The organism is Microbulbifer mixtoriginis (SeqCode), assembly GCF_052467235.1.
On record NZ_CP174305.1, the window covers coordinates 3,846,929 to 3,872,905 of the forward strand.

Below are 25,977 nucleotides of genomic sequence, written 5' to 3' on the forward strand. Positions count from 1 at the left end.
GCTTACAATGAAGTTGAGTTGTACAAAACTATGAATGAAACGAACAAGCTGCCACCGGTCGTCACAATTGATGGCCCCAGTGGTTCTGGTAAGGGGACTATCGCAAAGTTGCTGGCGGATAGGCTGGGCTTTGTTCTTTTGGATTCTGGTGCTCTCTATCGGGCTGCAGCTTTGGCGGCCCTGGAAAAAGAGGTGGATCTGGCCGATGAGGATTCTCTGACCCAGGTTGCCAGAGATCTGGATGTTCGCTTTCTGATCAGTGATGGTTGTCTGCAGGTCCTGCTGGAAGGGCGCGAAGTCAGCCATGAAATTCGTATGGAGCGGGTGAGTATGGCGGCCTCTACTGTCGCTGCCATTCCTGGGGTGCGCGCCGCACTGTTGCAGCGCCAGCGTGATTTTCGACTACAGCCTGGATTGGTTGCTGATGGCCGCGATATGGGTACGACCGTATTTCCCGATGCTCCAGTCAAAGTCTATTTGACCGCCAGTGCAGAAGAGCGCGCCAGAAGGCGCGAGGCTCAGTTGCGGGAGAAGGGGGTTTCTGTTAGCCTCCGCGACCTGCTGGAGGACATCCGTGCCCGTGATGCACAGGATATGAACCGAAAAGCCTCACCCCTGGCTCCTGCGAAAGATGCGGTAGAGCTCGATAGTACTGGGGTGACGATTGAAGAGGTTCTCAACGAAGTGCTGGCACTGGTGCAGAGGCGAATTGCGCCCTGAACCACAGAGGTCAGCAGCAGATAGTTTTTAACGATAACGGCCGGGTTTTGCCAGAATTGCCCGGCCGTTGTTGTAATCCGACCCGCGTTCTGGCATCGCGGTTGGGGTCTTGGCTGGCGGTTGACTAAACTCAACAGTTACCAACGGCTGGACCCAGCACTATAGGTAATGTAATGAGCGAGAGCTTTGCTGATCTATTTGAAGAGAGCCTGAAAAGCGTTGAAATGGCACCGGGCGCTATTGTTACTGGTGTTGTAATTGACGTAGACAAAGACTGGGTAACCGTTCACGCGGGCCTGAAGTCTGAAGGCGTTATCCCTGCTGCTCAGTTCGCCAACGATAAAGGTGAAGTTGAGCTGCAGGTGGGCGACGAAGTACAGGTTGCCCTGGAAGCTGTAGAAGACGGTTTCGGTGAAACCCGTCTGTCCCGTGAAAAAGCCAAGCGCGCTGAAGCCTGGAAAATCCTCGACGCAGCTCACGCAGCTGACGAAGTGGTTAAAGGTGTTATCAGCGGCAAGGTTAAGGGTGGCTTTACTGTCGACGTTGCCAATATCCGCGCATTCCTGCCCGGCTCTCTGGTCGATGTTCGCCCGGTTCGCGACACCGCGCACCTGGAAGGTAAAGAGCTCGAGTTCAAGGTTATCAAGCTGGATGCCAAGCGTAATAACGTAGTGGTTTCCCGTCGCGCTGTGATGGAAGCTGCAACCTCTGAAGAGCGTGAAGCGCTGCTGGAAAGCCTGCAAGAAGGCATGAGCATTAAGGGTATCGTTAAGAATCTGACCGACTACGGTGCTTTCGTAGATCTGGGCGGTATCGACGGCCTGCTGCACATCACCGATATGGCTTGGAAGCGCATCAAGCACCCAAGCGAGATCGTGAACGTTGGCGACGAGATCGAAGTAAAAGTACTGAAGTTCGACCGCGAGCGCAGCCGTGTATCCCTGGGCCTGAAGCAACTGGGCGAAGATCCTTGGGTATCCATCAAGCAGCGTTACCCAGAGAACAGCCGCGTGAAGGCGGTTGTAACCAACCTGACCGACTACGGCTGCTTCGCAGAGCTGGAAGAAGGTGTCGAGGGTCTGGTACACGTTTCCGAAATGGATTGGACCAACAAGAACATCCACCCGTCCAAAGTTGTCCAGGTTGGCGACGAGGTAGAGGTGATGATCCTGGATATCGACGAAGAGCGTCGTCGAATCTCCCTGGGTATCAAGCAGTGCCAGGAAAATCCGTGGGATGCCTTCGCGCGTAAATTCGCTAAGGGCGACAAGATCTCCGGTAAGATCAAGTCCATCACTGACTTCGGTATCTTCATCGGTCTCGACGGCAGCATCGACGGTCTGGTTCACTTGTCCGATATCTCCTGGAACGAAGCTGGCGAAGAAGCTGTTCGCAAGTTCAAGAAAGGCGACGAAATCGAGACTGTTATCCTGGGCATCGATTCCGAGCGCGAGCGCATCTCCCTGGGTATCAAGCAACTGGAGTCCGATCCGTTCTCCGACTACGTATCCACTAGCGATCGCGGCAGCATCGTCAATGGTATCGTGAAGGAAGTAGACGCTAAGCAAGCGGTAATCACCCTGGCGGATGAAGTTGAAGGCATTCTGCGTGCTTCTGAAATCAGCCGCGACAAGGTTGAAGACGCTCGCAACGTTCTGAAAGAAGGCGAAGAAGTAGAAGCTAAGATCACCAGCGTGGATCGCAAGAACCGCGTGATCAGCCTGTCTATCAAAGCCAAAGATCAGGACGACGAGAAGCAAGCCATCAAGGATCACAGCAAGAAGCAGTCTGAGCAGGTTCAGCCCGCTACTATCGGTGACCTGATCAAGGCACAGATGAGCAACAAAGATTAATAGTCTTTAAGTGTTCATTGCTCCAAGTTTAGTGCTTGGAGTGACCCGAAAGCCGGACTGGGGTTGCCCAGTCCGGCTTTCTATTAGATGATTGGCGCTCTACTCCAGAAAATCAATGACTTACAAAGGTTGCGGAGCGCATGACCAAGTCCGAACTGATCGAAAGGATTGCGTTGAGGTTGGATCAGCTGCCAGTTAAGGATGTAGAGCTGGCGGTGAAGGTGATGTTGGATACTATGTCTGACTCCCTGTCGCAGGGTGAGCGTATTGAGATACGTGGTTTTGGTAGTTTTTCCCTACACTACCGAGCGCCGCGCACTGGGCGTAACCCCAAGACGGGGGATGCTGTGGCGTTAGCGGGTAAGTATGTGCCTCATTTCAAACCGGGGAAAGAGTTGCGCGACAGAGTCAATCGCAGTATGCATGATGTGGTTGGGATCGAAGTATGATTGCATCTTAGGGCTTGCGGGATCAGAGGGGCAGCGCTCCTCGAGTGGCAGTACCGTTCGCCAGAAAATTCTATTGGCTATTAGAGTCACCCTTTAGTGGAACGTGGAGGTTCCCTTGTCATTTCTGCGCTGGCTGATGCACTTTATTTTCGGTCTTCTGGCCCTGGTATGCGTTGCTCTCGGAATTTATTTCGCGGTGGAAAACTCCCAGGTAATCTCCCCGGTTATTGCAGGCTACTCATTGCAGTCAGGCAGCGTTGGTGTTTGGCTTATCTGCATGTTGCTGCTGGGTGTCCTGCTCGGATTTCTCGCCAGCCTTTTGCCAATTTTTTCCCAGCGTCGCCGCGTGCGAGGTCTTAACAAGCAGCTGAAAAAGATGGAGCGCGAACTCCAGGCTGTTCATCATAAGGCTACCGGAGACTGACTTGCTGGACTTAGCCTATTTCTTCTTTTTACTGGCTGCGGTTGCAATCGGTTGGGTGCTGGGTCGAGGCAGTACCAGGAAAAAACCTGACTTTAGTGAGCAGGAGCAATCCCTCGCCCGCTCCTATGCTCAGGGGCTCAACTATTTACTCAGTGAGCATCCCGATGACACTATTGAGAAGTTTATTGATTCTCTTGAGGTAAGCCCGGTCACTTTCGATACACACCTGGCCTTGGGGAACCTCTTGCGTAGGCGAGGGGAGTACGACCAGGCTATTAGAGTGCATCAGAACCTGCTGGCGCGCCCTAGTCTATCAAGGCAGAGCCAGCACAAGGCCCAATTTGAGCTGGCTTGCGACTATATTGCTGCTGGTTGGTTGGATAGAGCCGAGCGACTATTACAAGAGCTGGTTGAGACTTCACAGGAGCTGCGTGCAACCAGCCTCGAGCACTTGATAGAAGTTTATAGGGATGAGAGAGAGTGGGCTAAGGCTATTCATGCAGTAAATCTACTGCATGGCCGTCGCTTTAAGCGGCTGTCAGCGGACTGGGCTCCTGTGCAGGCACACTTTTGCTGTGAGTTGGCTGAGGAGGCTATTACCGGCAAAGACTACTTGAGTGCGCGAAAGCATCTCGACGCGGCTTTAGGATATGATCGAAGTTCGGTCAGGGCTTGCCTGTTGTGGGCGCGACTCGAATACTTGCTCGGCAAGCAGCGAGATGCCATTAAAGTATTGCAGCGGATCCCCAAGCAAAGTCCAGACTATATCCCAGAGATTCTAGAGCTGTTAGTCACCTGCTACGTGGAGCTTAATGATGGGAAGGGGTTGGACCGCTATCTTGAGTCGCTTCTCAAGGAGCATCCTTCAAATAGTGTGTTGATTGCCCTGACTAGCAGAATTCAGGAGCAGGATAGCGAAGCTGCCGCTGCAGCTTTTATGGGAAAGCAGCTTGCTCTGCGTCCTTCTTTGCGAGGGCTTGGCCGCTTTCTGGACTTATATATAGGTACTGCGCAGGGTAGATCGAGGGAAAATCTCTCCCTACTGAAAGCGCTTGTCGATCAGTTGATCGCTAGTCGCCCACACTACCGGTGTAGCAACTGTGGTTTTTCTGGTAACCAGTTGCATTGGTTGTGCCCCAGTTGTAAGCACTGGGATTCTGTCCGATCAGTCAAAGGGATCGAGGGTGAGTGATCAGCTCCCTCGGCCACCGTATAACCTAATCCTTAAGAGGTATTTCTTTGCAGTCTCAAGTCTCCTCCCCAGTTATTGTTGCTCTTGACTATGACAGCGCTGATGCCGCGCTCTCCATGGCTGACCAGTTAGATCCGTTGCTTTGTCGGGTAAAGGTTGGCAAGGAGCTTTTCACTATTGCTGGGCCCGATCTGGTTCGTGCCCTTGTGGACCGCGGGTTTGAGGTGTTTCTAGACCTGAAATTTCATGATATTCCCAACACTGTCGCTGCGGCGGTTAAGGCGGCTGCGCGCATGGGGGTCTGGATGGTGAATGTGCATGCTAGTGGTGGAGAGCGCATGATGAGAGCGGCTGTAGATGCTCTGAGTGAATTTGGTGCTCGCAAGCCATTGTTGATTGGAGTTACTGTATTGACCAGTACCACCCCGGAAGAGCTGGCTGCCACTGGGATTGCTAAACCGCTTCAGGAGCAGGTGCTAAATCTGGCTACACAAGCACAGTCTTGTGGTCTCGATGGCGTGGTCTGCTCTGCCCGTGAGGCTGAAGCGTTAAAAGCGGCTTGCGGCCCCGACTTTGAGCTGGTGACCCCGGGAATTCGTCCTGCGGGCAGTGATGCCGGCGATCAGCGACGGACTCTCACCCCTTCTGAGGCGCTGGATCAAGGTGCTGACCTCTTGGTGATAGGTCGACCTATTACTGCAGCAAAGAACCCCATGGTCGCCCTTCAAGATATATTGACTGAAATTGCAGGAAATTAAGGTTTGTTTGCCTAGACCGGGTGTGATGTAGTGTAATAGCCCTCGGGCAAAGTGTTGTTTGACCTGTTGGTATCATGTCCCGGCTTGGGGAGGTAGAGCTGTCCCAATGTGAAACTAGAACACTTTCACTGGGAGTCGAACATGATTAAAACTCATTCATTACTTTCTTTGCTGTTAGCTATTGCACTTTCATTTTTTTCCTCATCAGTAGTATTTGCCGATGGGGCTGAGAGTGAGCAGCAAGTTGCCTTTGAGGTCAATGTAAACAGTGCATCTGCTGGGGAGCTTGCTGGCAAGCTTCTTGGAGTTGGTGAGGCTAAGGCGCAGTTGATTATCGAGTATCGGGAACAATATGGACCCTTTACATCCTTGGATCAGCTTCTAAATGTCAAAGGGATTGGGGCGGCCACCCTGGATAAGAATCGTGAGCGCATTCGGTTGTAGCTGCTTCTGACTAGCGGTGGATTAAGGTCTTCTTTGCTGAGTGGGTAAGGGGTCTATGTCTACCTATTTGCTTAATCGGGTTAGAGAGAGGGTTCAATCACCCCCTCTGCTGTGAATTTGGCGTCAGCACTTATTTGAGTTTTTAGTGTTGGCGCTATCTCACGCCAATCGTATAGCATTGAGGAGAGAGGTTTAGTGGATCCGATGTCAGCTTGGTGGCTTCCCTTGCTAGTTGGAGGGGCTCTGAGTTATTGCGTGACGCTTGTCTTGCTGTTGCGCATGCGAAATTTGGCTTTAGATGTTCCTAATCACCGTTCAATGCACAGCGCTCCAATTCCGCGCACAGGCGGATGGGCACTGTTGGCGGGCTGCGGACTGGGCATGGCTGTAGGGCCTGCTTCCCTCCCGTTACCTGTTTATATGTCTTTTGTGTTGCTCCTTGCCGTATCTGCCATGGATGATATTAGGCATGTGGCGGCGAAGGTACGTTTGGCTTTCCAGTTGATTGCTGCTTTGATGGTTGTCCTTGCGCTACCTGTAGGGCTGGAGTGGTGGTGGCTTCCCCTTTTTGTGTTGGGCGGGGCCTGGATGATCAATCTATACAACTTTATGGATGGTATAGATGGATTTGCTGGCAGTATGACTGTGATCGGCTTCTCATCTCTTTGTCTGGCATTCCTCCTGGTGGAAGACTGGGAGTTGGCAGGGGTGTGTGTCTTATTCGTTGTGTGCGCATTAATTTTCTTGCGCTTTAACTGGCCTCCTGCGCAAATTTTCTTGGGAGATGCAGGGTCGACGTGCATTGGCTTGGCGGCGTTTACCTTAAGCTTATTTGGATGGCAGAGAGGGGCCTTTGAGTTATGGTTTCCAATCATTGTTTTTAGCCCTTTTTGGGTGGATGCCAGCATTACATTGTTGTGGCGAATGGCTAGCGGGCAGCGTTGGTGGGAGGCGCATCGAGAGCATTTTTATCAGCGCTTGGCTATTCGTATCGGGGTGGCAAAAGCGCTCTACCTGCAGCTGATTCTGATGATCGCAGCCTCTGTCCTGGCGTTCACTTTTTCTGCTTTCGCGGCAACTTGATTTCAACGGTCGCTTTTAATTGGCGCCACGGATTGGTTGATTTTTATGTATGGGGTAATCCTGTGATGGGAATTTGGCGAAAGCTGGAGAGGGCTAGGAAGCCGGTTTTGATGTTGCTGTTTGACTTGGCAATGCTGAGTGCTGCCTTTTTTATGGCGATGGCAATTCGATTGAATGGATTAGCTGAAGCCGTAACACTCCCAATGCTGGGTTGCTTGATTATTACGATCTGCTCTAGCAGTTTAATATTTCTAAAGCTTGGCCTTTACCGCACAGTTATCCGCTATATGGGGCAGAAAGCGGTTATTGCTGTGCTCCAGGGAGTTACCGCATCCTCAATTCTGCTTGCGGTTGCCTCTTATTTGACGACCGCAGGTGTCCCTCGCTCGGTTCCCGTAATTTACTGGTGTTTCGCGTTGATAGCAGTTGGGGGGTCTCGGTGGCTCGTCCGAATTTACTATCAAATGGCGTTGGAAATTCATAAAACGCGAGTGGCAATTTATGGGGCTGGTACTGCTGGCCTGCAAGTTTACAAGGCCCTGCTTCACGGTGAGGTCTACAAGCCGGTTGCCTTTTTTGATGATAACACCTCAAAGCAAAAGACCCTGATAGATGGTGTTATGGTCTACTCCCCTTCAAGCATACTTGATGTGGTCGCTGAGCATGATATTGCTGAAGTATTGCTGGCGATGCCTGGTGTTCCAAAGCGCCGGCGCCGAGAAATAGCGAGAGGGCTCCGTGATCAGGGGTTGGTAGTCAAAGCTATTCCTGGCGTAGAGGAGCTGGTTGATGCAGCAGGCCGTACCGAAGATATGTCCCAAACCTATGAGAATGTATTAGGCAGGGCCCCGGTGGAGCCTGAGAAGGCTTTGATAGCTGGTTCCATTAGCGGCAAAGTAGTGCTGGTGACGGGCGCTGGCGGCTCTATTGGATCGGAGCTTTGCAGGCAGATTGCCCAGTGGGGCCCGGCTCATTTGGTGCTGGTGGAATCTTCAGAGTATGCGCTTTATCAAATGGAGCGCGAGCTTCGTCAGCAGCAGCAGGATGAGGGGTATCAACTTCGGGTGACCGCGCTGCTTGGCGATGTTCGGGATAGAGTCCGGATGGCGGATATCATCAAGGGTTTCTCGGTTAATACCATTTATCATGCCGCTGCTTATAAGCATGTTCCCCTGGTTGAGCAAAATGTTGTTCTGGGGGCGGACAATAATGTACTGGGCACCTTGTCGGTTCTGGAGGCTGCGGAGGGCTCTAAGGTGGAGCAGTTTGTGCTGATCTCCACCGATAAGGCTGTACGCCCTACGAACGTAATGGGGGCTACCAAGCGTTTCGCGGAGTTGGTGTGCCAGGATTATGGGCGTCGCTCTACTCAAATGCGGGTTTGCATGGTGCGCTTTGGTAATGTGTTGGGGTCTTCGGGTTCGGTGATACCCCTGTTTACGGATCAGATTAATGCGGGCGGTCCTGTCACTGTAACCCATCCAAAAGTGACGCGTTACTTTATGACCATTCCTGAAGCGGCTCAGCTTGTATTGCAGGCAGGCAATATGGGGCGCAATGGCGATGTGTTCGTTCTGGATATGGGGGAACCAGTCCTTATATATGACCTTGCTGAGCGGCTAATTAGGGTTATGGGGCACTCTGTGAAGGATGATAAAAATCCTGATGGGGATATTGAGATTCAAGTGACAGGTTTGCGTCCTGGGGAAAAGCTCTATGAAGAGCTGCTACTCGGTGACAATGTATTGGGCACTGATCACTCGATGATAATGCGTGCGGAAGAAGAGTTTTTGGACCCTGGGGTCTTGCAGCGATTGATTGCAGGGTTGAGGCAGGCTTGCGTAGAACATCATTGTGAAAGGGTTCATCAGATTTTGTCTGAGGCGGTAAGTGGTTACACCTCAAAGCAAGGTTTAGTCGATGCTGTTTGGTCCCGGTCTCGCACTGTGAAGCCCCAGATAAAAATGGCTACGGTGGAGCGTCTTCCTGTTACCAGTGAGGGCGGCTTGCACTAGCTTGCCAGGTAAGCTGTTAGATGAGCTCCTGACTTTGGGGGCTTGTAAGCCCTAGGGTGGAATATAGGTAAAAGCCATTCTGCCCATGGGGTGAGGGAAGTGCGGTGAAGTATGAAGAAAGTGAATAAGAAAAAACCCCGCATAGCATGCTATGCGGGGTTTTTGTTTGGCTCCGCCTGCTGGGCTCGAACCAGCGACCCAATGATTAACAGTCATTTGCTCTACCAACTGAGCTAAGGCGGAATTTAATCTAACTTATAGAGCGCAAATTAAGCTGCGCTTTGAAATTTGGCTCCGCCTGCTGGGCTCGAACCAGCGACCCAATGATTAACAGTCATTTGCTCTACCAACTGAGCTAAGGCGGAATATCTTTTCGGCTGTGCCGTTGAGATGGCGCGTATATTATAGAGCACTCCTGGCGAGGTCAACCCCTTTTTTGATCTTTAACTAATTGATTTGTCAGGAAATTATTTATTTGGCCTGTGCGCAAAATGCCTCAGGTCTGGGTGGGGCGGGGTAGGACGCTATTCTCTTGTATTTGAGGGTGGTATGACGACAGCCTACAATCCGCTGTTGCATGAACGATTGAGTGGTTGAGGGAAGTGTATGGAGTCGCGACCTTTTAAGGTGGAATCTAAGTATCAGCCGGCCGGGGATCAGCCGCTGGCGATCGAGCAGTTATCCGAGGGTATAGATGACGGCTTGAGTCATCAAACACTGCTAGGGGTTACCGGCTCAGGTAAGACCTTCACGATGGCGAATATTATCGAGCGCTTGCAGCGCCCGGCGATAGTGATGGCTCACAACAAAACGTTGGCAGCCCAGCTCTATGGCGAGTTCAAAGAGTTTTTCCCCAAGAATGCCGTCGAATACTTTGTTTCTTATTATGACTACTATCAGCCCGAGGCCTATGTTCCCTCCTCGGATACTTTTATTGAGAAAGATGCATCGGTAAATGAGCACATTGAACAGATGCGCCTTTCCGCCACCAAGGCACTGATAGAGCGGCGTGATGTTGTGGTCGTTGCCACGGTATCGGCTATTTACGGTCTGGGTGATCCTGATAAATACCTAAAAATGGTATTGCACTTGGATCGTGGCGACCTGGTGGATCAGCGCACAATTTTACGCAGGTTGGCGGAGTTGCAATACACGCGCAATGATGCTGATTTCCGCCGCGCAACTTATCGTGTGCGCGGTGATATTATTGATATCTACCCGGCCGACTCCGATTTGGAGGCGGTACGCCTGTCTCTGTTTGATGAAGAGATTGAAGAGATCACCTTGTTTGACCCGCTTACTGGAGAGCAGTTTAAGAAAGTTCCTCGGGTTACCATCTTCCCCAAGAGTCACTACGTTACCCCGCGTGAGACCATTGTCAGCGCTATTGATGAAATCAAAGATGAGCTGCGAGTACGTCTGGAGCAGTTGCGAGGTAATAACAAGTTATTGGAGGCGCAAAGGTTGGAGCAGCGCACCCGCTACGACCTGGAAATGATGCAGGAGTTAGGATACTGCAATGGTGTGGAGAACTATTCCCGCTACCTCTCCGGCCGCAATGCTGGCCAGCCGCCCCCCACGCTATTCGACTACCTGCCAAACGATGCACTGCTATTTATCGATGAAAGCCACGTAACCGTGCCACAAATCGGCGGCATGTATCGCGGGGATAGATCGCGCAAAGAAACTTTGGTGGAGTATGGTTTTCGCCTGCCTTCTGCCCTGGACAATCGCCCCCTGAAATTTGAGGAGTGGGAGCACCTGGCCCCGCAAACAGTATTCGTTTCGGCAACACCGGGGCCCTACGAGGGCGACCATGCAGGGCAGGTGGTCGAGCAGGTGGTGCGGCCCACAGGGCTTGTTGACCCGGAAGTGGAAATCCGCCCGGCCCAGACCCAGGTTGATGATGCGCTCTCTGAAATTCACCGCTGCGCGGAAGCGGATCAGCGAGTGCTGATTACCGTGCTGACAAAGCGGATGGCAGAGGATCTGACTGAATACTTGGCGGAGAATGGCGTGCGGGTACGCTACCTCCACTCCGATATCGATACTGTCGAGCGGGTGGAGATTATTCGCGATCTTCGCATCGGCGAGTTTGACGTGCTAGTTGGTATTAACTTGCTGCGAGAAGGGCTGGATATGCCAGAGGTTGCCCTGGTGGCCATCTTCGATGCCGATAAGGAAGGCTTCCTGCGCTCTGATCGCTCCCTGATCCAGACTATTGGGCGTGCGGCGCGCAACCTTGAGGGGCGGGCTATTTTATATGCGGACAAAGTAACCGGCTCCATGGAGCGCGCGCTGGAAGAGACTCGTCGCCGCCGGGAAAAACAGATTGCTTTCAATAAGGAGCATGGCATTACACCGAAAGGGATTCGCAAAAGTGTTGCGGATATTCTTGAGGGCGCTGTGGCGCCCGGTGTGCCTAAAAGTAAGCGCAAGGTGGCAGAAGGGAAGGGAGCCTATAAGGTCGATGACAAGCCGATGTCCGATAAGCAGCGCTGGGCGCGAGTTGCTGAGCTGGAGAACCAGATGTATGAGCACGCAAAAAACCTGGAGTTTGAATCTGCAGCGAAGCTGCGAGATGAGATTGCCCACCTGAAGGAGGTGGAATAGTTTAGTTGAGGGCGGCTTTTTCGGCTGCCCTCACCGACACGATAACTTAAAAAAACTCTGCAAAAAGTTCAGTAAGTTGTTGAAAACACTGAAAAGCGGTGCTAAAGTTCGCGCTCTTCGCAGCACTGGGTTCCCCCGCTGCAGAGTTCTAGACCCGTAGCTCAGTTGGTTAGAGCGCTGCCTTGACATGGCAGAGGTCAGCGGTTCAAATCCGCTCGGGTCTACCATCTTCAAAAGGATGGTTACCCATCTGAATCAATAGCTCCATGAACTACTTCATGGATAGTTTCATGCGGTCTTTGGTAGGGATCGCCACTGAGAGAAAGGACAAACAATGCTCGTTGTTACTCTCCCCGATGGTTCTCGTCGAGAATTTTCCGCTCCGGTTTCCGTGCATGACGTTGCCGCAGATATCGGTCCTGGCTTGGCCAAGGCTGCACTTGCTGGCGTAGTCGACGGCAAAGAGGTTGATACCAGCTATGTCATCGATCGCGATGTCAATCTGGCCATTATCACCGACCGCCAGCCCGAAGGCCTGGAAGTCATTCGCCACTCCGCTGCACACTTACTGGCACAAGCCGTTAAGCAGCTGTACCCGACGGCCCAGGTCACTATTGGCCCGGTTATCGAAGATGGCTTCTATTATGACTTTGCCTACGAGCGCCAATTTACGCCGGAAGACCTGGAAAAGATCGAAGAGCGTATGGAAGTGCTGGCCAAGGAAGATATTACAGTCAGCCGCCGACTGATGCCCCGTAAAGAAGCGGTGCAGTACTTCCGTGATATGGGTGAAGAGTACAAGGCTGAGATTATCGACAGCATTCCCAGCGACGAAGATATTTCTTTGTACCGCCAGGGCGATTTCGAAGATCTGTGTCGCGGCCCCCACGTGCCCTCCACTGGCAGGCTGAAAGCGTTCAAGCTAACCAAGGTGGCTGGTGCTTACTGGCGCGGCGATTCCAGCAACGAGATGTTGACCCGTGTTTATGGCACCGCCTGGGCCAACAAGAAAGAATTAAAAGCTTACCTGCGTCGTATTGAAGAGGCAGAGAAGCGCGACCACCGCAAGCTGGCCAAGAAATACGATCTCTTCCATATCCAGGAAGAGGCGCCCGGCATGGTGTTCTGGCACCCAAATGGCTGGACTATTTACAGTACTGTCGAGCAGTACATGCGCCGCCGTCAGCGCGAGTTTGGTTACAAAGAAATCAAGACTCCGCAGCTGGTAGATTTCAGCTTGTGGCAGAAGTCTGGTCATGCGGATAAGTTTGCCGATGACATGTTTACGCTCACCAGTGAAGAGCGCCAGTTTGCCATCAAACCCATGAACTGCCCCTGTCACGTGCAGGTGTTCAATCAAGGTTTGCGCAGTTATCGCGATCTGCCGCTGCGTTTGGCGGAGTTTGGCTCCTGTCACCGCAGTGAACCCTCCGGTTCCCTGCACGGTCTGATGCGCGTGCGCGGCTTCGTACAGGATGATGGCCATATCTTCTGTAGCGAAGATCAGATCCAGTCAGAGGTTTCTGACTTTATGGATCTGCTGCACTCCGTGTACAAAGACTTCGGCTTTAATGATGTTATTTACCGCCTCTCCACTCGCCCGGAGAAGCGTGTAGGTTCTGATGAAAGCTGGGATAAGGCAGAGAAAGCCCTGGCCGATGCGCTGGATGCCGCGGGCCTGCCGTGGGAAGAGCTGCCAGGTGAAGGCGCCTTCTACGGACCCAAGATCGAATTCTCCCTGAAAGACTGTCTCGGCCGGGTATGGCAGTGCGGTACCATTCAGGTGGACTTCTCTATGCCGGGCCGTCTGGATGCGCAATATGTCGCCGAAGATGGTTCGCGTCAGTCCCCGGTGATGTTGCACCGTGCAGCCTTGGGTTCCTTCGAGCGCTTTATCGGAATTCTGATCGAGCATTACGAAGGCGCGTTCCCCACCTGGCTGGCACCACAGCAGGTGGCGATCATGAATATTACCGATCGTCAGGCCGATTACTGTCGTGACTTGGAGGCCCGCCTTGGTTCGCTGCAATACCGCGCCAGTGCTGACTTGAGAAACGAGAAGATCGGCTTTAAAATCCGCGAGCACACGCTCCAGCGTGTCCCTTATCTGCTGGTCATTGGCGATAAGGAAGTAGAGAGCCAGACGGTTGCCGTGCGCACCCGCAGCGGTGAGGATCTGGGAAGCATGACTTATGAGTCTTTCCTTGAGATTCTTGAGCAGGACGTCAGTCGCCGCGGCCGTTTGTCCGAAGATAATGCATAACAACTTGGCAACTGGGAGACCATAGCTATTAAACGAGACACTAAGGGACGGTCCAAAAAGGCCCGCATAAACGATCAGATTGAAGCGTCAGAAATCCGCCTGATTGGCGCTGATGGCGAACAGGTAGGCATTGTCTCCCTGAATGAAGCGCTGGAAGCTGCACAGCAGGCTAGCTTGGATCTCGTTGAAATTGCCCCGGACTCCACGCCGATAGTCTGTAAGATCATGGACTACGGCAAGCACGTATTCGAAGCTAAGAAAGCTAAGAATGCCGCCAAGAAGAAGCAGAAGCAGCAGCAGATCAAGGAAATGAAATTCCGCCCGGGCACCGATATCGGTGACTACCAGATCAAGCTGCGCAACCTCATCCGCTTCCTGGAGGCGGGTGACAAGGCCAAAGTATCCCTGCGCTTCCGTGGTCGTGAAATGGCTCACCAGGAGCTGGGTATGGAAATGATGCAGCGCATCGAAAAAGACCTGGAAGAGCTGGCCATTGTAGAGCAGCGACCAAAGATGGAAGGTCGCCAGATGCTGATGGTTCTCGCTCCCAGCAAAAAGAAAAAGTGAGGTTTGGGGAAGCGATTCCCGGATCCTCCTTTGAGAAGTGATTGGGCGACGGCTGCCTCCTCACTCTCACAGTGCCGATGGCTCAGGTTGTCGGCAGATACTAAAGGTGCCTGTTATGCAGGCGAATATTCACTTTGGAGTACAAAATGCCGAAAGCAAAGACTCACAGTGGCGCTGCCAAGCGCTTCAAGAAGACGGCTGCGGGCTATAAGCACAAGCACGCTAACAAGAGCCACATCCTCACCAAGATGACCACCAAGCGTAAGCGTCAGCTGCGTGGCACCCAGACTATGAACAAGTCTGATGCCGGTCTGGTCGATCGTATGCTGCGCGCCAAGTAATTGGCCCAAATCGCAAAGGTTTAAGAGGATAGAGTTATGGCCCGTGTAAAACGTGGTGTAGAGGCGCGTCGTCGTCACAAGAAGATTCTGAAGCAGGCTAAAGGTTACTACGGTGCGCGTTCACGCGTATTCCGCGTTGCCAAGCAGGCAGTTATTAAAGCTGGTCAGTACGCATACCGTGACCGTCGCGTTAAGAAGCGTAACTTCCGCGCTCTGTGGATTACCCGTATTAACGCCCAGTCCCGTGCAGAAGGCCTGAGCTACAGCCGCCTGATCGCAGGTCTTAAGAAAGCGGAAATCGCACTGGATCGCCGTGTACTGGCTGATCTGGCTGTTTACGATAAAGCCGCTTTTGCTGCCGTAGTTGAAAAAGCTAAGGCAGCCCTGGCAGCGTAAGCTGTCACTTCAGTTGTAAAACTGAATACTTAAAATAGGGAAGGGCTGTAGCGGCCCTTCCCTATTTTTTTATGGGGTTTCCGCTATTTTTTACCGGTGGCGGTGCCAGGGGAATCCCCGCGGTGCAAATGCACCGGTTAAAACAAGCACAAAACTAGGGCCAATCGGCCTCAATCGAAGTTGGATTCAAACGGGAACAGTTCGATGCAAGATTTGCAGTCCCTCACCGAGCAGGCAATGGAGCTGGTGGAGAAGGCCGATGGCCTCGCCGCACTGGATCAGGTGCGTGTTGATTACCTGGGCAAAAAGGGCCAGCTGACGGCACTGCTGAAAGGCCTGGGCAAGCTGTCTGCTGAGGAGCGCCCGGCTGCGGGTGCCAAGATCAATGAAGCCAAGCAGCAGGTGCAGGAAAAAATTAATGCGCGCCGCACTATGCTGGAGCAGGCCGCCATCAATGCCAAGCTGGCTGAAGAGACCATTGATGTCACCCTGCCGGGACGCGGTGAAGAGCAGGGCAATGCTCACCCCATTACCCGCACCTTAAAGCGTGTAGAAGATTTCTTTGCGGGCATCGGATTTACAGTTGAGAACGGCCCGGAAGTCGAACAGGACTACTACAACTTCGAAGCCCTGAATATTCCCGCGCACCACCCAGCGCGCGCGATGCACGACACTTTCTACGTGGACCCTACCACGGTACTGAGAACCCATACCTCTTCCGTGCAGATCCGCACCATGGAGAAAAAGTCTCCGCCGCTGCGCATTATCTGCCCGGGCCGCGTATACCGTTGCGACTCCGATGTGACCCACTCGCCCATGTTCCACCAGGTAGAAGGCCTGGTAATCGGCGAGAACATCAGCTTTGCGCATCTGAAAGGCACCATCGACCAATTCCTGCGCGCCTTCTTCGAAGCGGAAGTGCCGGTGCGTTTCCGTCCGTCTTATTTCCCATTCACCGAGCCGTCTGCAGAAGCGGATATCCAGTGCACCGCCTGTGGTGGTGAAGGTTGCCGCGTATGTTCCGGCACCGGCTGGCTGGAAATTCTCGGCTGCGGCATGGTGCACCCGAACGTGTTTGCCGCCTGTGATATCGACAGCGAAAAATACTCCGGCTTTGCCTTCGGTATTGGTATCGAGCGCCTCGCCATGCTGCGTTACGGCGTTAACGATCTGCGCTTGTTCTTCGATAACGATCTGCGCTTCTTGAAACAGTTCTAGCCCAGTGAGAGCGCGAATGGCTGAGGCGGTTCGCATTAGCAATCGAATTGTGGAGGCCCGGGTGGCGAAATAAATACCCCGGGCGAAATGCGCACCAAGTTGCGCTGACGGAATACAGAAAGAGATCAACTATGAAAATCAGCAACTCCTGGTTGCGGGAATGGGTAAACCCGAAACTCACCACACAGGAACTGGCCGATCAAATCACCATGGCCGGCCTGGAAGTGGATGGCATAGAAAAAGTAGCGGGTGATTTTTCCGGAGTGGTTGTGGGTGAGATTGTCGCCTGTGAACAGCACCCGGATGCCGACAAACTGCGTGTGTGTAAAGTGGCCGGCCACCCCGACGGTGAAATGCAGGTGGTGTGCGGTGCTCCCAACGCGCGCATCGGAATCAAAATTCCTTTTGCCCTGGTAGGCGCCAAATTGCCGGGCGATTTCAAAATCAAAAAAGCCAAGCTCCGTGGTGTAGAGAGCTTCGGTATGCTCTGCGCACAGACCGAACTGGAACTGGGCGAAGACAACGACGGTATCTGGGAACTGCCGGAAGACGCACCCACGGGTACCGATCTGCGTGAATACTTGCAGTTGGACGACGAAACCATCGAAGTGGATCTCACCCCGAACCGTTCCGACTGCCTCGGTGTTGCCGGTATTGCTCGCGAAGTGGGCGTACTGAATCGCTGCGCTGTTGAAGGCCCGGAAGTTGCCCCGGTACCCCAGCAGATCGATGAGAGCCTGCCCGTATCCCTGCTAGCCGAAGCCGCCTGCCCGCGCTACGTAGGTCGTGTCATTCGCAATATCGATATCAAAGCGGTAACACCTCTGTGGATGCAAGAGCGTCTGCGTCGCAGCGGCCTGCGCAGTATCGATCCGGTAGTAGACGTGACCAACTACGTACTGCTGGAACTGGGCCAGCCCATGCATGCCTTCGACCTGGAGAAACTCTCCGGCGGTATCAAGGTGCGTATGGCAGAAGCCGGTGAAGAGCTGACCCTGCTGGATGGCCAGGCAGTGAAGCTACAGGAAGGCACCCTGGTGATTGCCGACGAAGAAAAGCCACTGGCCATGGCCGGTATTATGGGTGGCTTGGATTCTTCCGTTACCGAAGGTACCCAACATATCTTCCTGGAGAGCGCCTTCTTCAGCCCGCTGGCGATTGCCGGTAAAGCCCGTTCCTACGGCCTTCACACCGACTCCTCTCACCGCTTTGAGCGCGGCGTGGACTACCACCTGCAAGAGAAAGCGGTTGAGCGTGCTACCCAACTGCTACTGGATATCGTTGGTGGTGAGCCAGGTCCGGTACACGTGCGCGAGCTGACTGAAACCATGCCCGCCGAGCGCCATATTACCCTGTGCCGTGCCAAGGTAGAGTTGGGCCTGGGTATCAAGCTGGCCGATGACGAAATCGTCGACATTCTTACCCGTCTGGGTCTGGAAAAGATTGATCAGAATGACGAAGGTTGGACCTTCCTCGCCCCCAGCTTCCGTTTCGATATCGCCATCGAAGCCGACCTGCTGGAAGAGCTGGCCCGTGTTTACGGCTACAATCGTATCCCCAGCGAAAGCTTTACCGCCGAGCTGGAAATTGCCCCGCGCCCGGAGAGCACCATTGCCCAGGACAATCTGGAGCAGACCCTACTGAGCCGTGGATACTACGAAGCGATTACCTTCAGCTTTATCGATAGCGACAGCGCCACCCTGTTTGACCCGGAAGCCGACCCGGTGGCCCTGCAAAACCCGATCAGCGCAGAGCTGGCGGTGATGCGTACCACCTTATTGCCGGGCCTGTGCAAAGCCTTGCAGTACAACCTCAATCGCCAGCAAAACCGCGTGCGCCTGTTTGAAACCGGCCTGCGCTTTGTACCTGGCGCCGAGCTGTACCAGGAGCAGATGATCGCTGGTCTCGCCTACGGTAACCGCTTTGCGGAAAACTGGACTGGCAGCAAAGACAGCGTGGATTTCTACGACGTGAAAGCCGACGTGGAAGCCCTGCTGGCTCGCACCGGTGTCGCCGATGAATTCCGCTTTGTTGCCGGTCAACACTCCGCACTGCACCCCGGCCAAACCGCCAAGATTATGCGCGGCGACCGCGAAGTAGGGGTTATCGGTGCTCTGCACCCGCAGCTGCAGAAGAAGCTGGATCTGGCCAAGCCCGCCTTCGTATTCGAACTCAGCCTGGAAGCGATTGGCCAGGGTAAAGCCCCCGCATTCCGCCCGCTGTCCAAGTTCCCGGAAGTGCGCCGCGACCTGGCCCTGCTGATCGACGCGGATGTTCCCGCCGCCAGTCTGGTGGAAGCTGCCACCGAGGCCGCCGGTGAAACCTTGACGGACCTCAAGATATTTGACGTCTACCAGGGCAAAGGTATTGATTTAAATAGAAAAAGTGTCGCTTTGGGGTTGACGTTTCAGCATTCGTCACGCACCCTTAATGACGAAGAAATCAATGCCGCTGTAGATGCGGTGGTCGGTAAATTAGAAGAAAAATATAACGCTAGTCTGCGCTAACAGGGCATGATGCTCTCGGTGTGCAGACTGAATTGCACCCCGAGAGCGTCTGCTTCCGGGTTGAAAGCCGCCGCGGTTTGGGCCGCTTCCGATCTGGAGTCGACGCCTCTGAATCAATTGGTAGGATCCAATGACAGAGGCACTGACCAAGGCCGGGCTCGCCGAGAAGTTGTACGAGGAGCTGGGCTTTAATAAGCGCGAAGCGAAAGAGATCGTCGAGTATTTCTTCGAGGAAATCCGCAATGCGCTGGAAAGCAACGAGCAGGTCAAGCTCTCGGGCTTTGGCAATTTCGACTTGCGTGACAAAAGCCAGCGCCCCGGTCGCAACCCCAAGACCGGCGAGGAAATCCCCATCTCAGCCCGCAGGGTAGTCACCTTCAAACCAGGGCAAAAACTCAAGACACGAGTAGAGGAACATGCTGGAACCGAGCAATAATGCTCAGCTACCTGCAATCCCCGGTAAGCGCTATTTCACCATTGGTGAGGTGAGCGAGCTGTGTGCCGTGAAGCCCCATGTACTGCGCTACTGGGAGCAGGAATTCCCACAGCTGAAGCCCGTTAAACGCCGCGGCAACCGACGTTACTATCAGCACCAGGACGTTATTATGGTGCGCCAGATTCGTGCGCTACTCTATGAAGAGGGCTATACCATTGGAGGAGCCCGCCAGCAGATAGAGACCGGTAGTGAAAGGGCAGAAGTGGTGCAGTTACAGCAGGTGCTACCGGAAGTGATAGCGGAACTCAAAGATGTAGTGGCCTTGCTGGACGGGAGAAAGAATTTCTAAAAAACTGTAAACCTGGGCTTGCAATCCAGCTACACTCAGGTATGATTCACGCCACATCGAGACACGATGTCTTTAAAAATCAATCACTTAGCGAAGTGAGCGATTTTTCAAAATCGGAGCGTAGCGCAGCCTGGTAGCGCACCACACTGGGGGTGTGGTGGTCGTCGGTTCAAATCCGGCCGCTCCGACCATCTTTCTTTATATCTCATGCGGCTTTCAGCCAATTTTCCAGGTTGAGCGTACAAAAACCAATTCCCAAGCGTACAAAAACCCCGTACAAAAACTCTCAATCACTTCCGGACCAGTAATTTCGGGTCGATGCTGGTACCCACTTCTTTGTATTCCCGCTCATGCCCTCCGAGATAAAACTTCTCAGTAATTTCCGCATCCGTATGGGCGCATATTTCTGCAATCTCTTCCGGGCTGTGACCGGATTTCTTGAGCAGGTGAGAGGCTAGTGCGCGCACCTCGTGAAATGTCGGCCTGGCGCTGCTGGGTAAGTCCTGGCGAACTCCAGCGGCATAGCGAGCTTCTTTAAACTGGTCTGATAGCCTTGCAGGCATCAGTCGATACCAATGCTCATCTTACTTCGCTCTGGGCTGTCTCTTCTTCGGTTGAAACGAAACTGCAAGCGAACAGTGGTAATTTTTAAGTGGTAGCTCCCTAGTTTGATTTATTATTTGTCGTAGCCCTGGATATTTTGAGTAGGTAAACCGTAAATAAACCTTGCGCTCTTCACTCCGCTGATTGATAGGTTTTTCTGTCCACTTACAAATACCAACTTCAGTAATATGCTCATTAAGTAAAGGGCCACATATCCGCGTCTCATATTGGCTAGTGGAGAAAGCTGCATCACTAGTCGCAAGTACTTATAACCCAATTCTCCGGCTGTAATATAGGTTAGTTAAAACTCACTAATAGTTAATCTCTGTCGAACTTTAGGATGGCGCAGAATTAATTTGGGAGCTTCGGCACTGGTATTGAATGGATTAAATGTCGGGTTGGGTATATCGCTTTCCAGCATTAAATAGTTGATAAAGCTTTAAAGTGTCCCACAGCTACTTCTCTTTGCCTACATCATCGAAGATGATCACAGAGCCGGCACTAACGACAGAGCCAACAAATAGCGATATTCAAGCTGCTGCAGTACTTAATTGCACCATTGCCGTAATCGACAATCAGAACAATGTACAGGCCTGTGGAGTAGGAGTTCTAGTGTCTAGCGTTTGTGTAACCACCAAAACACTGCAGGCTGATGCAGGACAGCCAGTAAGCGTCACTAGTCACGCTATTGATTTAGTGGCGTGAGGTGGTCAATCGCCTGGCTGTTCATATCTCAATTACAGAGATGACGATTCCTAGTGGATAATATTAACCTTTTTCCTGCAGAGAGTGGTGGGCTTATCACAGGCGTAAAAACTAGAAGTATAGAGTCATAGCTTAAATTCAAAGACAGCTGCCTCTAACTTATTGATTTAATTGTGGGTAAAATGAGTTTAAGAATGGGGGGGCAGACACTTGAGCTGCTGGCTATTTAATAAACTGTTATACGGTAAGAGGCTATGGTAGAGATTCATAGAATCGGGTCGCTAGTTGATCGTTTGAGAAGTTTGGTTGTTCTTTTTGAGGAGCTATACGGGTGCGAAGACTCAATTAGAGAGATTAAGCGTACTGCCCCTCAATCATTTGGGCTAATTAAAAGCTCTCTGCAGTATGAGATAGTTATGAGAATTGCTTCGTTACTTGATCCAGCAAAAACGATGGGATCAGATAACCTAACATTTGATAGATTACATGCTCGTTTTGACGAGACATTGAGAAGTGAATCTAAAAGCTATTTTTTGCTTGAGTGTGAAGATGGAAATCTTCATGAAGAGATAGCAAAAAAATATAAGATTTTTAGGGACTTTGAGGAGCAGATCACCGAGTTGCATTATCTGTATAAAAGTACAAACATCAAAAACTATCGAAACAAGCTAGGGGCTCATCTTGATGTAACCTACTCCACTGGAAAAAAGCAACTGAACATTGAAATCGACGATTCATCACTGGCTAATATACTCAATAAGATGATTTCAATTTTATATCTTGCTGGGCAATTGTATGAAGGGCCAGACAAAGATCAGTTTTTGCACAGGAATATGGAAATGCCGATGAGTGCTGGCGGTAAGGAATTGTTAAAGAAGCTGAGAAACATTTAATAGTTGCCGGACTGGTTTTCCGCTGCACACCAAATCAGCCTCAAATACAGACGCTAACATGAACGCAAAACTCACAGTTAAAAAACTTATAGGTCACTTTGAGAACCCTCTGATTTTTTAACTTGCAGTTATTTGAAAGTAAAGACACCGATTCTGGGCACCCAAAGATTGGAGCGGCGTGTCAGTTACACGACAAGCATCAGCTCTGATGGCTCTTTATCTCTGGTTTATAGGTAAGGGACATGAAATTCTGAGAATTTGTGTTCAGGATTTGGAAATTTTATTTCGGATAGAAAATCGACAATTGTGGCGTAGAGTATTTGGAGTTAGGTTAGCAGGAGGCACCTGAGAGGAAGCGCCGGCAGTTGCCTATGTCGTACCCAACGTTTATTGAGCTGGCTACAAGCTTATTGTACTGCTCCCACCAAGCCTTTAGGCGACCCTTAAATTTCTGGTTGGAATATAGCCAGTGCATGGATGAGATACCAAGCCGCTCTAGGAAAGGAAGCGTGTTTTCGGAAATACAACTTCGCTTTCTGGAATCAAAATGCCCGCCACTCCAGTCCGCCAGCTCCAAATGGTGATCTAGCTGAAAGGGTAGCCCTTTCGGCATATTCAAACACTCACCGCCGACAAACGGAATTAGATCTTTAATCTTTTCGGAAAAGTACGTAGGAAATTCCCATATAAATTGAAACTTGCAATTATTGACTAAAGTTTCCCCGGGCGGAAATACAAAAAATATAGGCGCGAAAATAATCTTATTGGAATTTATTCAGTTTGTTTCAATGTCAAAGCTACGTAAAATCGATAGATATTTTTGGTGTTTAAGTCGCAATTGAGCGAGCCGATTAAAAAGGCCTTAGAGGCTTGAAAATTTTTGAAAGCTTCAAAAGAGCCAAGAGCTTTTAAAAGACCCATCCCCTCAAAGGAGAACGGTAGCGTGACATAAGAGTAAGTAAAAGGCGCTGACCCAAGGTGCTAGGAACACCCGGGGCCAGCTGACCAAATTGATAGGATAAGTATCAAGATGGCTATATGGATAATACGCTAGAAACCCGCTCGTCTTCAATAAAGTGGAGTACATTCAGCAGGTTGGGGCCTTTTCCCAAGCTCTGGAACCCTAGCGCCCGCCTTTTCCTTTTCTCTGTCTACCGCCCCCGCGCACCACCCCACATTTCCTCCAAACGCTAAGCCCAGACTTCCCCACCCCAGAAGTACCCAGACTTTGACTATTGAAGGAAATGTGTATGTTGATTTTAAAGCGACGGATAGGTGAAAACTTAAGGATTGGAGCAAATGTCTCCGTCACAGTGCTGGAGGTTAAAGGTAATCAAGTGAAGATAGGCATAAGTGCACCCAGGTCACTGCCTATCCATCGTGAAGAAATCTATGTGCGGATCAAAAAGCAGCTGAAAGCGAAGGCCTGAAAACGCTTAAAGCGGCAGCTAGGAGGGATAATCTTGCCTCTCTGGTGTACCCGTATTGAAAAGACTAGAGGAGTTATATAGGAAATCGTCCATTGTTATTTAGCGGAGTGGACTAGTAGCCAAATTGGGTCCCAGATTACCAGACAACAATAGCCGATGAACCCAGTAGAAAAAAGTCAAAGCGATCCAGCGTGCTACTGCATACGCTTGTTTGGGATATTAGATTTCCACAATGAAAGGTTAAGCTAGTGATAGGTGATCCTGAACGCATTGTAGGAAGTCTATATTCCCTCATAAAATTTGGTGAGCTTGATGTGCAAGGAGTAGTCACTATATAAGCGGTACATGAGCCACAGTATTTAATTTGCCCTGGCAGGCTGGCACGATGCCCCCTCAATCAACTTCGGAGAAAAGCTCTCAATCCAAGTGCGCCAATGTTCGTAATCACAATCTAAACTACAGCCAGTTCCTCTATTGGTACCGCAAGCTATCTGAACAAACTTCGGTGACTATTACCCTGGCTTTGTTCCCGTGAATATCAGGTTCCCCACAGTCATTACGGGAAATCTGGGTATATTGGATTCTCTAATGGCATAAAGCTGAAGTTGATACCCGTGTAGTGAGTCAACCTAGTCAGGTGTTTGTGCCCAGGTTTGAGCGGCACCATCAACCTCTTTTAACGCAGGTACCAAGGATTGATCATGCAGAGTGATATAGGATTTACCAAGCGCTACGCAGCATCCAGCATCGAACACTGCATTCCATTTATTATATTTTCACTAAAGCGAATAATAGCCAGGCCACAATTTTCAATGTGGTGTTTAATCTGTATCCCGTTGACCTAGGCAGACTTATGATCTCGACAGAAGGAGTTAGCTTCCACGCCATGACCATAGCCAGCTGTATCACTCGCATCGTGATTGGTCACCGTAAAGAAGAAAGAGATTTCCAGTCACTACTTATTGCAGCCTTCGATTATCTGGGCTCTCCAGTCAGAGTGTATTTTTCCAGAGGGATATACTTTCAGTTTTTAGTTTAGTTACTTAATAGTGGTAAACAATAGAGTTTGATACTTAGGAAATGACTTACAGTAGGAATTTGACTTGAGAGGAGGGGGCTATTGATTGAGTCAATTAGGATATATCAATGCGTCATTAGCGCTGAAGTATAAGACCAAAATCCCTTTTGGCTCTTACTTATTGGCAATTAAGGTAGCCTTATGGCTTAAACACCACATTTTCTGGCACTTTTCCAGATGGCAGTCTTGTAGAGTGCAATTGTGAGATGAGCCACCTTCCTTTCACTTTCTTTAGAATAGCGCTTTCGAGCCAATAAACATCTTGGCTCTCATTCTTTTTAGCAAAATTGGCCTTATTCCAATAGTTGATTGTGACTAGGTCTGGCTTCTCATCAAAGTCAATAATGCTAAAGTAATTGGTTCTAACAGTATCTGATGGCTTTGCTACCTTAATTAGATCTTCAATCGTCCATACTTCACCATGTTCGAGCAAGAGAAAAGATTCAGTTACGGTGTCTCTCATACGCTCATGGTCTACATCGGATAGGTAATTTAGAAGATTCTCGATAGTTTTGAATGCTTCAGGCTTCTCTTGTGCCTGTGCGTTACCGATTGTCAAAACAAACAACATCAATGTAAAAACAATATTTCGCATAAGTTATTTTCCTGGTTTTTAGAGGTTAATTATTAGTAACGGAAGTGTTGATTTTACAACATTTACTTCATCAAGTGTCTAAACTCCTTTAGGTGAGGGAGGCTATAAATGTTAGGCGAGTTCCGATCGGAGCAGGTTTTCGCCGATTCTGACTATTTTTTAAGCAAAAAATTTGTTTTTGGGATCTCAGAGCCCCATTATACGGCATACCAGAGTAAGTCTAGATATTTGTACACTCTGCGCCAATGTTCTCCGGCCGGATTACACCTAAGATACAGCTCGAGCAAGGATTGTTGCTGAATTCTGTTGAGCTGATGTTCCTCAATGATTACGGCAAGATCATAGAAGCGATCGCCCATAGCCGCGTATTCCCAATCAATGGCATAAAGCCGCCCGGTCTTTTCAGTGATGAGATTTCCAGTGCTTAAAATCATTGTGGCAAAGAAAGAACCTACTACTTAGCTGTTCCGCGGCAGCAATATGGGAAGAAATTGTTTGGTAAAGCTGTACTAGTGTGGGGTAGAAATTTTCTTGTTCATTAATCGAGCTCCAATAATGATCAGTTTTAAAGGATATATCCAAGTGGGCATCAATTTCGGGGAGGTAGTGGATTTCATTAAGTAAATTGGCAACCTATTCCGGAGCATTGGCATCACTTCCATTCCAAGGTGCGCTTCACAAAGCGGGTAACTTGGTATTGATATGCTGGGGCACTGTAAACTGAAGGAGCGTATAACCCGGCACTACTTGAACTCACAAGGAGGTAGGTCTCTGTTTGTCGGTTTAAATCTAGAGCACTGCTGTATTGTGAATTGATACGTAGAAGAAATAGCTCTTGGTTTGCCTTGTGAGGAAATGTTTGGTTCGTTTGCCCCTGTAAGCCGTTTGACCACAATGGATTTGGATGGGCTCCATAGGGCCAGTCCTGGGGAAGCATAACTTAGAACTAATATCTTTGCCGGCTGATTAATTGATTGAAGCTGAATCTTATCAAATATTGTAGGCCGTTCTAGAGGCGCGTAATAGCGATGAACTTAATTTCAAA

25 protein-coding genes and 4 tRNA genes are annotated in these 25,977 nt (G+C 50.8%); 23 read left to right on the forward strand and 6 right to left on the reverse strand.

Annotated features, from left to right (window positions below; all coding sequences use genetic code 11):
• The first annotated feature begins 30 nt into the window (after window positions 1-30).
• From cmk to ACJJIO_RS16820, 9 genes are all read left to right on the forward strand, one after another.
• Window positions 31-720, forward strand: a complete 690-nt coding sequence (gene cmk, locus ACJJIO_RS16780) for a (d)CMP kinase (RefSeq protein ID WP_444909159.1) — start codon at window positions 31-33, stop codon at window positions 718-720.
• Between the two features lie 173 nt (window positions 721-893).
• Window positions 894-2,573 carry a 30S ribosomal protein S1 gene (rpsA, locus tag ACJJIO_RS16785; protein WP_252082377.1) on the forward strand — a complete coding sequence of 560 codons (1,680 nt, stop codon included), beginning with the start codon at window positions 894-896 and terminating at the stop codon, window positions 2,571-2,573.
• 140 nt (window positions 2,574-2,713) lie between these two features.
• A complete protein-coding gene (gene ihfB / locus ACJJIO_RS16790) occupies window positions 2,714-3,022 on the forward strand; it encodes an integration host factor subunit beta (RefSeq protein WP_252082375.1) in 309 nt (102 codons plus the stop codon).
• A gap of 115 nt (window positions 3,023-3,137) precedes the next feature.
• The gene (locus ACJJIO_RS16795; RefSeq protein WP_252082373.1) at window positions 3,138-3,446 is read left to right on the forward strand and encodes a lipopolysaccharide assembly protein LapA domain-containing protein; all 309 of its coding nucleotides are present in this window, start codon (window positions 3,138-3,140) and stop codon (window positions 3,444-3,446) included.
• Between the two features lies 1 nt (window position 3,447).
• Window positions 3,448-4,638, forward strand: a complete 1,191-nt coding sequence (gene lapB / locus ACJJIO_RS16800; RefSeq protein ID WP_444909160.1) for a lipopolysaccharide assembly protein LapB — start codon at window positions 3,448-3,450, stop codon at window positions 4,636-4,638.
• Window positions 4,639-4,685: 47 nt separating this feature from the next.
• The gene (pyrF, locus tag ACJJIO_RS16805; protein WP_444909161.1) at window positions 4,686-5,396 is read left to right on the forward strand and encodes an orotidine-5'-phosphate decarboxylase; all 711 of its coding nucleotides are present in this window, start codon (window positions 4,686-4,688) and stop codon (window positions 5,394-5,396) included.
• Window positions 5,397-5,537: 141 nt separating this feature from the next.
• Window positions 5,538-5,840, forward strand: a complete 303-nt coding sequence (locus tag ACJJIO_RS16810; protein ID WP_444909162.1) for a ComEA family DNA-binding protein — start codon at window positions 5,538-5,540, stop codon at window positions 5,838-5,840.
• Window positions 5,841-6,044: 204 nt separating this feature from the next.
• Window positions 6,045-6,923, forward strand: a complete 879-nt coding sequence (locus tag ACJJIO_RS16815) for an MraY family glycosyltransferase (RefSeq protein ID WP_444911007.1) — start codon at window positions 6,045-6,047, stop codon at window positions 6,921-6,923.
• A gap of 65 nt (window positions 6,924-6,988) precedes the next feature.
• Window positions 6,989-8,938 (forward strand): polysaccharide biosynthesis protein, encoded by a 1,950-nt coding sequence (locus ACJJIO_RS16820; RefSeq protein ID WP_444909163.1) that lies wholly within the window; start codon window positions 6,989-6,991, stop codon window positions 8,936-8,938.
• 167 nt (window positions 8,939-9,105) lie between these two features.
• Here the strand turns inward: ACJJIO_RS16820 and ACJJIO_RS16825 are convergent.
• Together ACJJIO_RS16825 and ACJJIO_RS16830 are read right to left on the reverse strand one after the other, a co-directional pair.
• Window positions 9,106-9,181: transfer RNA gene (locus tag ACJJIO_RS16825), tRNA-Asn, on the reverse strand.
• A 46-nt stretch (window positions 9,182-9,227) separates the two neighbouring features.
• Window positions 9,228-9,303 (reverse strand) — tRNA-Asn (locus tag ACJJIO_RS16830).
• A 241-nt stretch (window positions 9,304-9,544) separates the two neighbouring features.
• Here ACJJIO_RS16830 and uvrB point away from each other — a divergent pair.
• The 11 genes from uvrB to ACJJIO_RS16885 all read left to right on the forward strand — a co-directional run bounded on the left by uvrB (window position 9,545) and on the right by ACJJIO_RS16885 (window position 19,819).
• A complete protein-coding gene (uvrB, locus tag ACJJIO_RS16835; RefSeq protein WP_444909164.1) occupies window positions 9,545-11,551 on the forward strand; it encodes an excinuclease ABC subunit UvrB in 2,007 nt (668 codons plus the stop codon).
• 150 nt (window positions 11,552-11,701) lie between these two features.
• A tRNA-Val gene (locus ACJJIO_RS16840) sits at window positions 11,702-11,778 on the forward strand.
• A 107-nt stretch (window positions 11,779-11,885) separates the two neighbouring features.
• A complete protein-coding gene (thrS, locus tag ACJJIO_RS16845; protein WP_252082365.1) occupies window positions 11,886-13,814 on the forward strand; it encodes a threonine--tRNA ligase in 1,929 nt (642 codons plus the stop codon).
• A gap of 27 nt (window positions 13,815-13,841) precedes the next feature.
• A complete protein-coding gene (gene infC, locus ACJJIO_RS16850) occupies window positions 13,842-14,381 on the forward strand; it encodes a translation initiation factor IF-3 (RefSeq protein WP_252086004.1) in 540 nt (179 codons plus the stop codon).
• 146 nt (window positions 14,382-14,527) lie between these two features.
• Window positions 14,528-14,722: a 50S ribosomal protein L35 gene (gene rpmI, locus ACJJIO_RS16855; RefSeq protein WP_020413351.1), complete on the forward strand. Its 195-nt coding sequence runs from the start codon at window positions 14,528-14,530 to the stop codon at window positions 14,720-14,722.
• A gap of 36 nt (window positions 14,723-14,758) precedes the next feature.
• Window positions 14,759-15,118, forward strand: coding sequence for a 50S ribosomal protein L20 (rplT, locus tag ACJJIO_RS16860; protein ID WP_252082363.1), 360 nt, complete (start codon window positions 14,759-14,761; stop codon window positions 15,116-15,118).
• 204 nt (window positions 15,119-15,322) lie between these two features.
• Window positions 15,323-16,336: a phenylalanine--tRNA ligase subunit alpha gene (pheS, locus tag ACJJIO_RS16865; protein WP_252082361.1), complete on the forward strand. Its 1,014-nt coding sequence runs from the start codon at window positions 15,323-15,325 to the stop codon at window positions 16,334-16,336.
• A gap of 131 nt (window positions 16,337-16,467) precedes the next feature.
• Window positions 16,468-18,843 (forward strand): phenylalanine--tRNA ligase subunit beta, encoded by a 2,376-nt coding sequence (gene pheT / locus ACJJIO_RS16870; protein WP_444909165.1) that lies wholly within the window; start codon window positions 16,468-16,470, stop codon window positions 18,841-18,843.
• Between the two features lie 130 nt (window positions 18,844-18,973).
• Entirely contained in the window at window positions 18,974-19,279 is a 306-nt protein-coding gene (ihfA, locus tag ACJJIO_RS16875; protein ID WP_108733837.1) for an integration host factor subunit alpha, read from the forward strand.
• Window positions 19,260-19,628 (forward strand): MerR family transcriptional regulator, encoded by a 369-nt coding sequence (locus ACJJIO_RS16880; RefSeq protein ID WP_152452791.1) that lies wholly within the window; start codon window positions 19,260-19,262, stop codon window positions 19,626-19,628. Before ihfA ends, ACJJIO_RS16880 begins: the two co-directional genes overlap by 20 nt.
• A gap of 114 nt (window positions 19,629-19,742) precedes the next feature.
• Window positions 19,743-19,819, forward strand: a tRNA-Pro gene (locus ACJJIO_RS16885).
• Window positions 19,820-19,918: 99 nt separating this feature from the next.
• On the opposite strand, the gene ACJJIO_RS16890 is transcribed toward ACJJIO_RS16885, so the two are convergent.
• Complete coding sequence (locus ACJJIO_RS16890; protein ID WP_444909166.1) at window positions 19,919-20,191, reverse strand: site-specific integrase; 273 nt, start codon at window positions 20,189-20,191, stop codon at window positions 19,919-19,921.
• Between the two features lie 484 nt (window positions 20,192-20,675).
• On the opposite strand from ACJJIO_RS16890, the gene ACJJIO_RS16895 reads away from it, so the two are divergent.
• From ACJJIO_RS16895 to csrA, 3 genes are all read left to right on the forward strand, one after another.
• Window positions 20,676-20,936: a hypothetical protein gene (locus tag ACJJIO_RS16895; protein ID WP_444909167.1), complete on the forward strand. Its 261-nt coding sequence runs from the start codon at window positions 20,676-20,678 to the stop codon at window positions 20,934-20,936.
• Window positions 20,937-21,190: 254 nt separating this feature from the next.
• Window positions 21,191-21,829: an AbiU2 domain-containing protein gene (locus ACJJIO_RS16900; protein WP_444909168.1), complete on the forward strand. Its 639-nt coding sequence runs from the start codon at window positions 21,191-21,193 to the stop codon at window positions 21,827-21,829.
• Window positions 21,830-23,079: 1,250 nt separating this feature from the next.
• On the forward strand, window positions 23,080-23,259 hold the full coding sequence (gene csrA, locus ACJJIO_RS16905) for a carbon storage regulator CsrA (protein WP_444884303.1): 180 nt from the start codon (window positions 23,080-23,082) through the stop codon (window positions 23,257-23,259).
• Between the two features lie 629 nt (window positions 23,260-23,888).
• Here the strand turns inward: csrA and ACJJIO_RS16910 are convergent.
• The 3 genes from ACJJIO_RS16910 to ACJJIO_RS16920 all read right to left on the reverse strand — a co-directional run bounded on the left by ACJJIO_RS16910 (window position 23,889) and on the right by ACJJIO_RS16920 (window position 25,366).
• Entirely contained in the window at window positions 23,889-24,014 is a 126-nt protein-coding gene (locus ACJJIO_RS16910; RefSeq protein WP_444909169.1) for a YtoQ family protein, read from the reverse strand.
• Window positions 24,015-24,476: 462 nt separating this feature from the next.
• Window positions 24,477-24,932 (reverse strand): nuclear transport factor 2 family protein, encoded by a 456-nt coding sequence (locus tag ACJJIO_RS16915; RefSeq protein ID WP_444909170.1) that lies wholly within the window; start codon window positions 24,930-24,932, stop codon window positions 24,477-24,479.
• Between the two features lie 197 nt (window positions 24,933-25,129).
• Entirely contained in the window at window positions 25,130-25,366 is a 237-nt protein-coding gene (locus tag ACJJIO_RS16920; protein ID WP_444909171.1) for a phosphotransferase family protein, read from the reverse strand.
• Window positions 25,367-25,977 lie beyond the last annotated feature (611 nt).

Bases quoted from the DNA above. Each gene is read 5' to 3' on its own strand.
- ACJJIO_RS16810 (WP_444909162.1), top strand. From the start codon at position 5,538: ATGATTAAAACTCATTCATTACTTTCTTTGCTGTTAGCTATTGCACTT.
- ACJJIO_RS16820 (WP_444909163.1), top strand. From the start codon at position 6,989: ATGGGAATTTGGCGAAAGCTGGAGAGGGCTAGGAAGCCGGTTTTGATG.
- ACJJIO_RS16815 (WP_444911007.1), top strand. From the start codon at position 6,045: ATGTCAGCTTGGTGGCTTCCCTTGCTAGTTGGAGGGGCTCTGAGTTAT.
- ACJJIO_RS16880 (WP_152452791.1), top strand. From the start codon at position 19,260: ATGCTGGAACCGAGCAATAATGCTCAGCTACCTGCAATCCCCGGTAAG.
- cmk (WP_444909159.1), top strand. From the start codon at position 31: ATGAATGAAACGAACAAGCTGCCACCGGTCGTCACAATTGATGGCCCC.
- pheS (WP_252082361.1), top strand. From the start codon at position 15,323: ATGCAAGATTTGCAGTCCCTCACCGAGCAGGCAATGGAGCTGGTGGAG.
- ihfB (WP_252082375.1), top strand. From the start codon at position 2,714: ATGACCAAGTCCGAACTGATCGAAAGGATTGCGTTGAGGTTGGATCAG.
- pheT (WP_444909165.1), top strand. From the start codon at position 16,468: ATGAAAATCAGCAACTCCTGGTTGCGGGAATGGGTAAACCCGAAACTC.
- rpmI (WP_020413351.1), top strand. From the start codon at position 14,528: ATGCCGAAAGCAAAGACTCACAGTGGCGCTGCCAAGCGCTTCAAGAAG.
- rpsA (WP_252082377.1), top strand. From the start codon at position 894: ATGAGCGAGAGCTTTGCTGATCTATTTGAAGAGAGCCTGAAAAGCGTT.
- uvrB (WP_444909164.1), top strand. From the start codon at position 9,545: ATGGAGTCGCGACCTTTTAAGGTGGAATCTAAGTATCAGCCGGCCGGG.
- rplT (WP_252082363.1), top strand. From the start codon at position 14,759: ATGGCCCGTGTAAAACGTGGTGTAGAGGCGCGTCGTCGTCACAAGAAG.
- ACJJIO_RS16900 (WP_444909168.1), top strand. From the start codon at position 21,191: ATGGTAGAGATTCATAGAATCGGGTCGCTAGTTGATCGTTTGAGAAGT.
- ACJJIO_RS16920 (WP_444909171.1), bottom strand. From the start codon at position 25,366: ATGATTTTAAGCACTGGAAATCTCATCACTGAAAAGACCGGGCGGCTT.
- ihfA (WP_108733837.1), top strand. From the start codon at position 18,974: ATGACAGAGGCACTGACCAAGGCCGGGCTCGCCGAGAAGTTGTACGAG.
- thrS (WP_252082365.1), top strand. From the start codon at position 11,886: ATGCTCGTTGTTACTCTCCCCGATGGTTCTCGTCGAGAATTTTCCGCT.
- ACJJIO_RS16915 (WP_444909170.1), bottom strand. From the start codon at position 24,932: ATGCGAAATATTGTTTTTACATTGATGTTGTTTGTTTTGACAATCGGT.
- csrA (WP_444884303.1), top strand. From the start codon at position 23,080: ATGTTGATTTTAAAGCGACGGATAGGTGAAAACTTAAGGATTGGAGCA.
- ACJJIO_RS16890 (WP_444909166.1), bottom strand. From the start codon at position 20,191: ATGCCTGCAAGGCTATCAGACCAGTTTAAAGAAGCTCGCTATGCCGCT.